Origin of the sequence: Micromonospora sp. DT63, from assembly GCF_049841615.1 — a bacterium.
Taxonomy (GTDB): Bacteria; Actinomycetota; Actinomycetes; order Mycobacteriales; family Micromonosporaceae; genus Micromonospora.
Genome location: NZ_JBNCKQ010000014.1, coordinates 35246 through 46528, shown reverse-complemented (window position 1 = coordinate 46528; position 11283 = coordinate 35246). Strand labels below are relative to the sequence as shown.

Here is an 11283-nt window from a genome sequence, read left to right as displayed (position 1 = left end):
GCGCTTACTTGCTCGTGGCCGAGGCCTGCGCGGCGGTCAGCGCCTCCTGCGGCGACTTGCCGCCGCTCAGGGCTGCCTGCACGGCTGTCCACAGGGGTTCGGAGATCTTCGGGTACTTCGTGCCGAGGTTGTCACCGGTGCGACCCTTGGCCGCCCGGACGGCCTCCACCCAGACCTTGAGCTTGGGGTTCTCGGTAGCCTGCCGGTCCTGCACGGCGGCGACGGGCGCCACGTAGGAGAGCGTGGTGTCGGTGGTGAGGAGATTGTCGGCGCTGGTCAGGCAGGTGACGAGCTTCTGCGACGTCGCGTACCGGCCGGTCTTCTTCTGAACCGGGATGGAGACGAACTCGCCGCCGGTCGGCGCCGGGGCCGGCCCGCCCGCGCTGGCCGGGATCGCGATGGTGCCGTACGAGAAGCCGAGCTTCTCGGCGTTGGCCAGCTGCCAGGTGCCGTTCTCCGCGAACGCGAAGTCGCCGGTGGCGAACTCCTGCCAACTCGTGGTCTGGGTGTTGTTGATGACCGAGTTCGGGGCGTAGCCCTGCCCCAGCCAGTCCGTCCAGAGGCTCAGCGCGGACACCGCCTGCGGCGAGTCCAGGCTGGTCAGCTGGGCGCCCGATCCCCAGAACCAGGGCAGGAACTGGAAGCTGCCCTCCTCGGTGCCGATCGCGGAGAAGGTGATGCCCTTCTTGCCCTTGGCCTTGACCTTCGTCAGCGCCGCGGTCAGTGACGTCCAGTCCTTGACCGAGGCCGGGTCGACGCCGGCGGCGGTGAGCAGGTCCTTGTTGTAGTAGAGCGCGAGGGTGTTGGCCCCGATGGGCACCCCGTACGTCTTGCCCGCGCTCTGGCCGGCGCCGAGCAGGTTCGCCGCCATGCTCGACACGTCCAGCTTGTTCTCTTCGGTGGTGGTGAGCGCGCCGGCCTCGGCCAGTGTCGAGATGACCGGGTTGTCGACGATCAGCACGTCCGGCGAGTTGCTCTGCTGGGCGGCGAGCAGCGCCTTGTTGGTGAGGTCGGTGGTGTCGTAGCCGGTCCGCTCGACTGTCACGCCCGCCGAGGTGCCGCACTTCTTGAGCAGGGCGACCCAGTCGGAGTCGTCGGCGAACTGCGGATACGGGTCCCAGACGAGGTACGCGCCGCCACCGCCGTCGTCGGAGTCGCCGGACGACGACGAGCAGGCGCTGGCCGTCACCGCGGCGAGCGCTAGCACGGCAACGGCGGCCAGGCGCCGCCGTCGGTTGAGTCGTGTCATGTGCTGCCTCACTTCAAGTCGATCGTCAGGTGGGGTGTCGTGGGTTGACCGTCGCGGGCCGGACCACGTCCGACCATGAGGCGAACCGATTCGACGAAACGGTTCGCACGAAGATAGGACCGCCCATGCACGGTGGTCAAGGGTTGGCGAGCGTCCAGGGAGGCGCTGCTGGGAAACACCGGCTTCACGCGATCGTCGCTTCATTGACACAGGTGAGTCCCCGACCTACGATCCGTGCGAATCGATTCGCAAGCGCAGCCCTCCGGAGAGCGTCCCCCGCGCCCCACCAAGGAGCCGCCCGTGAAAACCCCGTCCCGCAGCAGGTCGGGGCGAGCCCACGCGCTCGTCGCCCGACTCGTCGTCGGCCTGCTCGCCGCAACCACCGCCGTCACCGTCGCCGCGTCCCCGGCCCAGGCCGCCGACGAGTCGATAAGCGTCAACTTCTCCACGACGACCGGCACGCCCACCTACCGCGCGTCCGGCTGGATCTACGGCATGACCGAGAACGCCAGTGGGCCGCCGGACCACTTCTACCGCGACGTCAACTTCCGCTACATGCGCGCCGGTGGTGCGCAGTTGCCCGGCAGTGGCTGGGTCGGCGGAAACTACGACCGCCGCTGGAACGCCACAGTCGCCCAGGCCCGTCGGACCGTCGCCCTCGGCGGGCAGTTCATCCTGTTGCCGCACGACCTGTGGGGCGCCGACGGCGCCGGCATCTCCCGCTTCCCGGGCGACAACGGCAACTGGACCGACTACGACAACTTCCTGACCCGGGTCATCAACGACGTCCGGGCGTCCGGCCTGTCGGTGCAGTGGGACATCTGGAACGAACCCAACATCACCATCTTCTGGAACCGGCCGATCACCCAGTACCTCGAACTCTGGCGGCGCACGTACCAGCGCCTCCGGACGGAGTTCCCCAACCAGCTCATCGTCGGGCCGAGCTGCGCCTGCGTGCCGTCGACCAACCACGCGTTCTGGAACCAGTACCTGGACTTCGTGCGCTCGACCAACACGGTGCCGGACATCATCAGCTGGCACTCGCTGCCCGGCGACCCGGTCGCCAACGTCGCCGCCGCCAACGCCACCCTCGACCCGCGCGGCATCCCGCATCCCCGCCCGTACCAGATCAACGAGTACGGGGCGTCCAACGAGCAAAACCCGGCCGACGGTGCCTGGTACATCGCGCGCCTGGAGCGGGCCGGCGCGGACGGTCTGCGGGCCAACTGGGCCAGCGCCGGCAACCTGCACAACGACCTCGGCAACCTGCTGATCCGCAACTCGGCCGGCCAGCACCAGCCCAAGGGCGAGTGGTGGGTCTACCGCTACTACGCCTCCCAGGCCGGCCAGATCGTCTCGGTGACCGGCAGTCAGTCCTACGACGCGTACGCCACGAAGGCGAGCGGCGTGGCGAAGGTGCTGGTCGGTGGCGGTCGTACGACCGGGAACCTGGCCGTCAACCTGCAACGCCTCGACACGACGAGTGGCGTGGTGCAGAACAACCAGGTGCGGGTGCTCACGCAGCGCATCCCGTACAACAACGGTGGCGCGGTGCAGGGGCCGGTCACGGTCTCGAACAGCGTCGTCACCGTGTCCAACAACAACGCCACGGTGACCCTGCCGTACGGCAACCAGAACGACACGTACACGGTGACCCTGCTGCCGCCCTCGGAAGCGGGCTTCCAGTCGGTGGCGGTGGCCCAGCACTCCCAGCAGTGCCTGGACAACACCGGCCTGAGCACCGCCGACGGCAACGTCCAGCAGCAGTTCTACTGCGAGGGCGGTGACCAGCAGCTCTGGAACTTCCGGCCGGTCGCCGGCGTGGCCGACACGTACACGGTGGTCAACCAGCAGAGCGGCAAGTGCCTGGACGTCAGCGGCGTCTCCACCGCCAACGGCGCCGCCGTGCACCAGTGGACCTGCCAGAACGGGCTCAACCAGCAGTTCACCCTCCGGAAGGTGACCTACTCCGGTAACGACTCGCACGACTACCAGCTCGTCGCCCGGCACAGCGGCAAGTGTGTCGACGTCAACGGGGTCTCCACGGCGGCCCGCGCGACGGTCCTGCAGTGGACCTGCAACCCGGTCGGCCAGGGCAGTCCGCTGAACCAGACCTGGCGGCTCTGGGGGCGGTAGGCGTCGCGGAAGAGGTCCGGCGGTGGCCGTCGGCACGGACGGCCACCGCCGGACTCCCGCCGAGCGGGCTTACATTGACACTCATCGAAAATTGATCCTACGATTGCCGCGAATCGATTCGGCTGCCCCCGCCACCACCACCTGCGGCGTCGGCACTTCCACGCTGTCACGACTCCGAGGAGCCACCTCGTGCGAACCCCGTCCCCCGCCGGGCCCGGCATGGCCCACGATCCCATTCCGAGACGTCGCCTCCCGCGCCTGGCCGTCCTGGCCAGCGCACTGGCCGGCGTCCTCGTCCTCGTCACCGTCGGTGCGGCGGCCGGTGCCGGATCCTCCTCCGCCGAGGCCGCCGCCGCGCCGCTGGCCGCCGCCATCGCACCCGGGCAGAGCACCACCATCGTCGGCGTCCCGTCCGGTCGATGCGTCGAGGTCCCCAACTCCGGCACCACCAACGGCACCCAGACCCAACTGTGGGACTGCAACGGCGCGGCGGGGCAGACCTGGACCTGGACGTCGAGCAAGCAGCTCACGGTGTACGGCAACAAGTGCCTGGACGCCTCCGGCCGCGGCACCACCAACGGCACGCAGGCGATCATCTGGGACTGCAACGGCCAGACCAACCAGCAGTGGAACGTCAACAGCAACGGCACCATCACCGGTGTGCAGTCCGGGCTGTGCCTGGACGCCAACGGCGCGGCCACCGCGAACGGCACCAAACTGATCCTCTGGGCCTGCAACGGCGGCGCCAACCAACAGTGGACCTCGCCGAGCACCCCGCCCACCACCACCCCGCCGACCACCACCCCGCCGCCGAGCGGCGCGCGCCCGTGCGACATCTACGCCTCCGGCGGCACGCCGTGCGTGGCGGCCCACAGCACGACGCGAGCTCTCTACGCGACGTACGCCGGCAACCTCTACCAGGTCCGGCGCTCGTCGGACAACACCACCCGCAACATCGGCCTGACCGGCACGGGCGGCACCGCCAACGCGGCGACGCAGGATTCGTTCTGCTCCGGCACGACCTGCGTGATCACCGTCGTCTTCGACCAGTCCGGGCGCGGAAACGACCTCTGGTACCAGGGCTCCAGCGTGGTTCCGGGCTCGCCGCAGAGCAAGCCGGCGACCGCGACCACGGAGTCCCTGACCGTCGGCGGCGCCAAGGCGTACTCGCTCTACATCAACCCCGGCAACAGCTACTGGCGCGACGGGCACCTGACCGGCGTGCCGACCGGCTCGGCGCCCGAGGGCATGTACATGGTGACCAGCGGGACCCACGTCAACAGCGGCTGCTGCTTCGACTACGGCAACAGCGAGACGACGCGCAAGGCCGACGCCGCCGGCGCGATGGACGCCATCAACTTCGGCAAGCAGTGCTGGTTCGGCGGTTGCTCCGGCAGCGGTCCCTGGGTGCAGGCCGACCTGGAGTGGGGCCTGTTCCCCGGTGGCAGCAGCTCGTGGAACCCGAACCAGCGGGCGTTCACCAGCAAGTTCGTCACGGCGACGCTCAAGAACAACGGCACGTCCCGCTTCGCCATGAAGGGCAGCGACGCCCAGTCCGGCAGCCTCTACACGCTGTGGGACGGCTCGCTCCCGTCGGGATACAGCCCCATGAAGAAGCAGGGCGCGATCATCCTGGGCAGTGGCGGTGACTGCTGCAAGCCGGACGGGGGCGCGAACCTGAGCGCCGGCACCTTCTACGAGGGCGCGATGGTGGCGGGTTATCCGTCCGACGCGACCGAGAACGCGGTGCAGGCCAACGTGGTGACCGCCGGGTACCGCTGACCCGTCGACGGCGGGCCTCGTCCGCCGGCCACCACCGCCGCAAGCGGTGGCGGCCGGCGCGACGGGGCCCGCCGTCGTTGCGCCGCGGGGCGCGCAGGGCGGCGGTCGGTGCGCGTGGCGTCAGGTCGTCGAGTCGTCCGCCGGTGCGGCGGCGGTCGGGGGAGCGACCTCGGCGAGCGCGGTTCGAACGATCTCCAGCAGATCGTGGCCGGGATGGTCGATCCAGTGCTGGATGGCGACGCGCAGGGCGGCCAGGAACGTCGCGGTCAGCAGACGGGAGCGCAGCTCCACCGCCGTGCCGCTGAGCCGGTGTGCGAGCTCCGCCGCCAGCTCGCGCTCGACCGCCGTGTACGCCGCCACCTGGTATGCCGCCAGGCCGGGGTGCCCGCGCAGCTGCCGGCGTCGGGTCAGCCAGCCGCCGTCGCGATCATCTGATGATTCCCTGGTGACGTTCTCGGCCGCCCGGCTCAGCGCGGTCCACGGCGGCTCGGTGTTCGGCCGCTCGCACACCAGCTGCAACAGCCGCCGCAGGCGTACCGTGTCGCCGTGAAAGAGCGCCTCCTCCTTGCTGGAGAAGTAGTTCGAGAACGTCCGTCGGGAGACGTTCGCGGCGTCGGCGATCGCCTCGATGGTCACGCAGTCGGGGCCCTGCTCGGCCGCGAGGCGCAGGGCTGACTCGTGCAGGGCGAGGCGGGTGGCCGCCTTCTTGCGCTCCCGTAGGCCGGTGATCTCGTCCATCGCGCTCAGCGTACGTCGAGTGACCGGCTTCTCAATGTGCAAACTTGCCGACTAGGCAAGATCGGTAGATGCTTGCGTGAGGCAACCAAGTCAGGTGCGCAAATGTCGGGTTCGTGAGCCCGCGCAGCCCTGTTCGGCGTCGCCCTCGTCACCCACGACAAGCTGGAGGCCGCGCGATGAGCGCACCCACCACCACGGCCGGCACCGAGCCGATGACCCATCGGCAGACGCTCGAGGCGCTCAGCGGTCTGCTGCTGGTGCTCTTCGTCGCGATGTTGAGCAGCACGGTCGTCTCGACCGCGCTTCCCAAGATCATCGGGTCGTTGAACGGCTCCCAGAACCAGTACACCTGGGTGGTCACCGCGACCCTGCTCACCGCGACCGCCACGACCCCGATCTGGGGCAAGCTGGCTGACCTGTTCAACAAGAAGCTCCTCATCCAGGTCGCCATCGTGGTCTTCCTGCTGGGCTCGGTCATCGCCGGCTTCTCGCAGAGCGCGGGACAGCTCATCGCGGCCCGCGCGTTCCAGGGCATCGGGGTCGGCGGCCTGCAGGCCCTCGTCCAGGTGGCGATCGCCGCCATGATCCCGCCGCGTGAGCGGGGCCGCTACAACGGCTATCTGGGCGGCGTCATGGCTGTCGCGACCGTCGGCGGCCCGCTGCTCGGCGGCCTCATCGTCGACACGTCCTGGCTGGGCTGGCGCTGGTGCTTCTTCGTGGGCGTGCCGGTCGCCGTCATCGCGCTGATCCTGCTCCAGGCGACCCTGCACCTGCCGACGCTGCGGCGGGAGAATGTCAAGATCGACTACCTGGGCGCCACCCTGATCGCCGCCGGCGTGAGCGTGCTGCTGATCTGGATCTCCTTCGTCGACGGCTCGTTCGCGTGGGTCTCCTGGCAGACCGGGGTCATGGTGGGCGGCGCAGTCCTCCTGCTGGCCCTCGCGGTCTGGGTGGAGTCGCGGGCGGCCGAGCCGGTGGTCCCGCTCGGCATCGTGCGCCAGCACACCACCGCGCTGGCCATCCTCGGCAGCCTCGCGGTCGGCATGGCCATGTTCGGCGGCGCGGTCTTCCTCGGCCAGTACTTCCAGATCGGCCGCGGCTACAGCCCCACCGAGGCCGGTCTGCTCACCATCCCGATGATGGCCGGTGTCCTCGGCTCCTCGATCGTCGCCGGTCGGCTGATCACCAAGACCGGACGGATCAAGCCGTACATCGTCGCCGGTTCGATCATCCTGGTCGCCGGGTTCGCGCTGCTCGGCACCATCGACCACGAGACGTCGCTCGTCCTGGTCGGCGTCGCCATGTTCATCGTCGGCACCGGCGTCGGCATGACCATGCAGAACCTCGTCCTCGCCGTCCAGAACACGGTGGCCCTCAAGGACATCGGCGCGGCCAGCTCCAGCGTCGCGTTCTTCCGGTCGCTCGGCGGCACCATCGGTGTCTCGGTGCTCGGCGCCGTCCTGGCCCACCGGGTCACCGACCAGATCACGCGTGACCTGACCGCCGCCGGGATCCCCGCCTCCGGCGCCGGCGGCGACAGCAACCTCAACATCACCGCGTTGCCCGACGGGATCCAGCACATCGTGCGGGCCGCGTACGGCGACGCCACCGGGCACATCTTCCTCATCTCGGCAGCCATCGGGGTGGTCGGCGTCATCGCCGCGCTCCTGCTCCGGCCGGTGACCCTGCGGACCAGCCTCGACCTGCCGGACGCCGCCACGACGACGGCGCTCGGCGCCGACGCGGTCGACGGGGCGCCCGCGTTCGACCAGGTCTCCGTCGACCCCGCGCCGAAGGGGGCGCCCGACCGGCGCTGACGTCCGACCCGCAGCGGGCCGCCACCGTCTCCAGACGGTGGCGGCCCCATTTCACCCGGCGACAGTGACTGAATCGAGGCGCCTGTGGATATCGCCGAACTGGTGGTGCCGCAGCCGGTGGCACCCGGCCGGCGGGCCGCTCCGGCACGCCGCGCGGCGCGCGAGCTGCTGCTGGTCGCCACGCTGTTCCTGCTCTACAAGCTGGCGCGGATGGCGGTGGCCGGTCGGGTGTCGACCGCGCTGGCCAACGGCGAGTCGATCTGGCACCTCGAGCGGCTGTTCCACCTGCCCGACGAGGCTGCCGTCCAGCATCCGCTGCTCGCGAACGACCTGGTGGCACACCTGGCCAACGGCTACTACGCGTACGTGCACTTCCCCGCCACGGTGATCACCCTCATCTGGCTGTACCTCCGACACCCGGCGCACTACCTGTGGACGCGTCGCGTGCTCGCCTGTCTCACCGCGGCGGCTCTGGCCCTGCACCTCCTGGTCCCGCTCGCGCCGCCCCGGCTGACCGCGCTCACGGGCCTGGTGGACACCGGCCGCCGGTTCGGGCCCACCGTCTACGGTCCACCCGACACCGACACCCTCAGCAACCAGTACGCGGCCATGCCGTCCCTGCACGTCGGGTGGGCGCTGGCCGTGGCCGTGGCCCTCGTCGCGGTGACCCGCGGACGCCTGCGGTGGCTGTGGCTGGCCCACCCGCTCGTCACTCTGCTTGTCGTCGTGGCCACCGGCAACCACTACTGGCTCGACGGTGTGGTGGCGGCACTGATGCTCTGGGTCGTCCACCTGGTGCTGCCCGCGCCCGTCGAGCGATCCGAGTCTCTGCCCAACCTGGAACCACATCTGTAGCTGACGTTGACGATCATCGCCGGCGCCCGGCCCCGGCAGCGCCCGGCCGGCCCGATGACAACGGAAACGAGATCTCAGCCCACCGGTACGCCGTACTCGCGCTCGGTGAACAGGTCGACGTCACGCGGGCCCAGTTTGGCGACCCGGCGGGCGTGCAGGGCGAGCTGCCGACGTGCCTCGCCGAGGCGGCGGCTGGCGATCGTCATCTCGTCGGACGCCTCGAACGGCTCCGTTCCGCTGGCCCGCAGCGCGGCGGCCAGCACCGCGTTGAACGCGGTCATGAGCCCGTTGGCCAGCGCGATACCGTCCTGGTCCGCGCGGGTCCAGATCTCCGACCAGGCGGCCTCCACAGTGACCATGTCCCGGGCCAGCCAGTCGTGCAGCCCCATCGGCCCCAGCGGCTTGTGCCCTCCGAGCAGCTCGTTACCCGCCTCCGGAAGGCCCGATCGCCAGTACCTGGTCTGCCGCAACGCCTCGGCCTTGTGGGCGAGGCGTAGGGCGCCGGACAGAACCAGGACGTACGCCCGCTGAAGCTCGGCGCGCTCCCGCTGCCGCCGCTTGATCCGGCTGTGCACCCACACCACGGACAGCGATGCGAAGGCGGTGATGGCGGAGCCGAGCAGGGCGGCCAGGGTTGAGTTCACGCCGACATGATGCCTGCCGTCGCTCGGCGTCGCCGCGCGGGCTCACCCCGGCCGGAGCACCGCCCGGGGACCGATCGGTCGACCGTTGCGCCCCGCACGGCACCACCGACAACGTCCTCAACATCTCGCAGGGCCGCACGCTGCGCGACACCCTCGCCCGCGACAACGGCGGTACGGCGCAGAGCCCGCGCGAGCCGGCCCCGGGCGTACCCGATCCGGTCGGTCGTGACGGATGGGCGCGTGCGCGACGCGCGGCCTGAACCCACGCGTGGCCCGATTCGGGAGCTTCCCCGAGTCGGGCCACGCGGCGTAGCGCGCCTGGCCGCGGCCGCCGCGCCCGCCGAGGCGAGGGTGGCGGCCGCGGGATCTCAGCGGTAGCCGGCGGCGGTGATGTTCGCCTGCACCGCGTTCTCGCTCGCGTCGGACGGGTAGCCGGCGACCATCGCCCCCTCGTAGAAGGTGCCGACGCTCTGGTTGGTGTTGTCGATGCAGCAGTCCCCACCGCTGCCGAGGATGATCGCGCCCTGCTTCCTCATCGGGCTGTACCCGCGTGGCAGCGACCCGTCATAGAGGGTGTAGAGGCCGCCGGACTGGGCGTTGCTGCCCTTGATGGCAAAGCGTGAGGTGCCGTTGTTCTTCAGGGTGGCGGTGACGAACTTGCTGGTGAAGGCCCGCTGGTTGCTGTTCCAGGAGCTGCTGCCGCCGGGGTAGAGGCCGTACTCCAGGTCGGCCTGCACCCAGGGGCCGGAGCCGGAGCAGCCACCGAACCAGCAACTGGTGCCGAAGTAGATCGCGTCCATCGCGCCCGCGCCGTCGGCCCGGCGGGTGGTCTCGCTGTTGCCGTAGTCGAAGCAGCAGCCGCTGTTGACGTGGGTGCCACTGGTGACCATGTACATGCCCTCGGGGGCGGCGCCGGTCGGCACCCCGGTCAGGTGACCGTCGCGCCAGTAGCTGCTCCTGCCGGGGATGTAGAGCGAGTAGACCTTGTCGCCGCCGACCGTCACCGACTCCTTGTTCGCGACCGCCGGCTGGACGGCGCCACCGACGCCGCCGGCACCCTGGTAACCGAGATTGTTGCCGCGTCCGGACTGGTCGTAGATGATCGTGATGACGCAGGTGGTGTTCGCGCAGAAGCTGTCCTGGCTGGCGGCGTTGGCCCGCCCACCGGCTGACAGCACGCCGATGTTGCGGGTGCTGTTGTCCGAGGATCGGCGTACCTGGTAGAGCGAGCCGTTGTAGGAGGCGTACAGGGCGCGGGTGGTGCTGTGCGCCGCGACGCAGGGTGTGCCACCGGCCGTGTAGATGTCACAGGGCAGCGTCGTGCTCGGCGGCGGAGTGGTCGGCGGTGGGGTGGTGGGCGGCGGGGTCGTGGGCGGTGGCGTCGTGGGCGGCGGCGTCGTGGGTGGTGGCGTGGTGGGCGGCGGGGTCGTCGGGCTCACCCCTCCCGTGCAGGTGGTGCCGTTCAGGGCGAAGGACGCCGGCTCGGGGTTGCTGCCGGTCCAACTGCCGTTGAAGCCGAAGCTCGTGCTGCCGTTGGTGGGAATGCTGGCGTTGTAGGGGGCATTGGTGACGGTGACCTCGCTGCCCGCCTGCGTGTAGCTGCCGTTCCACAGTTGGGTGACGGCCTGGCCGGCGGCGAAGGTCCAGGTCAGTCGCCATCCGTTGACGGCGTCGCCCAGGTTGGTGATGGTGACGTTGGCGCCGAAGCCACCCTGCCACTGGGAGCTGACCGAGTAGGTGACCTGGCATCCGGCGGCGGCCGCCGAGGCGCCGGTCTGGGTGAGGGCGGCGCCGACGAGCACGAGTGTGGCGGCGGCGGCGATGAGCGCAGGCCGCCGGTGTTGGGGTTGTCTGAGTCGCACGTGCTCTCCTCATCGGTGAGAGATTGACGATGTGCGGGGGCCGGCCCGTTCCCCCTGCTCGGGCCCGGACTCTGAGCAGGGGGACGGCGGGCGTGGCCCGGTCTGCGGCCGCGTACGACGACACCGGGGCCGTGCTGCGCCGGGAGAGCCGTCACGACGGCGCGGTCGGCGGGACAGGCGGTTCGGTACGTGGCGATACG

At 70.4% G+C, this 11283-nt stretch carries 8 protein-coding genes; 4 read left to right on the top strand and 4 right to left on the bottom strand.

Annotated elements, in window-relative coordinates; translation table 11 throughout:
- Positions 1-4: 4 nt before the first annotated feature.
- Positions 5-1249, bottom strand: a complete 1245-nt coding sequence (locus ACLQ27_RS31380) for a sugar ABC transporter substrate-binding protein (protein WP_357495320.1) — start codon at positions 1247-1249, stop codon at positions 5-7.
- A 300-nt stretch (positions 1250-1549) separates the two neighbouring features.
- Between ACLQ27_RS31380 and ACLQ27_RS31375 the strand changes: the two genes are divergently transcribed.
- Positions 1550-3385, top strand: a complete 1836-nt coding sequence (locus tag ACLQ27_RS31375; protein WP_425870136.1) for an RICIN domain-containing protein — start codon at positions 1550-1552, stop codon at positions 3383-3385.
- 219 nt (positions 3386-3604) lie between these two features.
- Complete coding sequence (locus ACLQ27_RS31370) at positions 3605-5167, top strand: arabinofuranosidase catalytic domain-containing protein (protein WP_425870181.1); 1563 nt, start codon at positions 3605-3607, stop codon at positions 5165-5167.
- 120 nt (positions 5168-5287) lie between these two features.
- Here the strand turns inward: ACLQ27_RS31370 and ACLQ27_RS31365 are convergent, their stop codons facing one another.
- Positions 5288-5905: a TetR/AcrR family transcriptional regulator gene (locus ACLQ27_RS31365; protein ID WP_357495314.1), complete on the bottom strand. Its 618-nt coding sequence runs from the start codon at positions 5903-5905 to the stop codon at positions 5288-5290.
- A gap of 176 nt (positions 5906-6081) precedes the next feature.
- On the opposite strand from ACLQ27_RS31365, the gene ACLQ27_RS31360 reads away from it, so the two are divergent.
- The gene (locus tag ACLQ27_RS31360; protein ID WP_425870134.1) at positions 6082-7722 is read left to right on the top strand and encodes an MDR family MFS transporter; all 1641 of its coding nucleotides are present in this window, start codon (positions 6082-6084) and stop codon (positions 7720-7722) included.
- A gap of 84 nt (positions 7723-7806) precedes the next feature.
- Positions 7807-8577 (top strand): phosphatase PAP2 family protein, encoded by a 771-nt coding sequence (locus tag ACLQ27_RS31355; RefSeq protein ID WP_425870132.1) that lies wholly within the window; start codon positions 7807-7809, stop codon positions 8575-8577.
- A 74-nt stretch (positions 8578-8651) separates the two neighbouring features.
- On the opposite strand, the gene ACLQ27_RS31350 is transcribed toward ACLQ27_RS31355, so the two are convergent.
- Both ACLQ27_RS31350 and ACLQ27_RS31345 read right to left on the bottom strand, forming a co-directional pair.
- The gene (locus ACLQ27_RS31350) at positions 8652-9221 is read right to left on the bottom strand and encodes a hypothetical protein (RefSeq protein ID WP_234582886.1); all 570 of its coding nucleotides are present in this window, start codon (positions 9219-9221) and stop codon (positions 8652-8654) included.
- Between the two features lie 368 nt (positions 9222-9589).
- On the bottom strand, positions 9590-11083 hold the full coding sequence (locus tag ACLQ27_RS31345) for an arabinofuranosidase catalytic domain-containing protein (protein ID WP_425870130.1): 1494 nt from the start codon (positions 11081-11083) through the stop codon (positions 9590-9592).
- Positions 11084-11283 lie beyond the last annotated feature (200 nt).

What these genes read in the sequence shown, in the direction of transcription:
- ACLQ27_RS31380 (WP_357495320.1), bottom strand. Translation starts at nt 1,249, where the DNA reads ATGACACGACTCAACCGACGGCGGCGCCTGGCCGCCGTTGCCGTGCTA.
- ACLQ27_RS31370 (WP_425870181.1), top strand. Translation starts at nt 3,605, where the DNA reads ATGGCCCACGATCCCATTCCGAGACGTCGCCTCCCGCGCCTGGCCGTC.
- ACLQ27_RS31365 (WP_357495314.1), bottom strand. Translation starts at nt 5,905, where the DNA reads ATGGACGAGATCACCGGCCTACGGGAGCGCAAGAAGGCGGCCACCCGC.
- ACLQ27_RS31360 (WP_425870134.1), top strand. Translation starts at nt 6,082, where the DNA reads ATGAGCGCACCCACCACCACGGCCGGCACCGAGCCGATGACCCATCGG.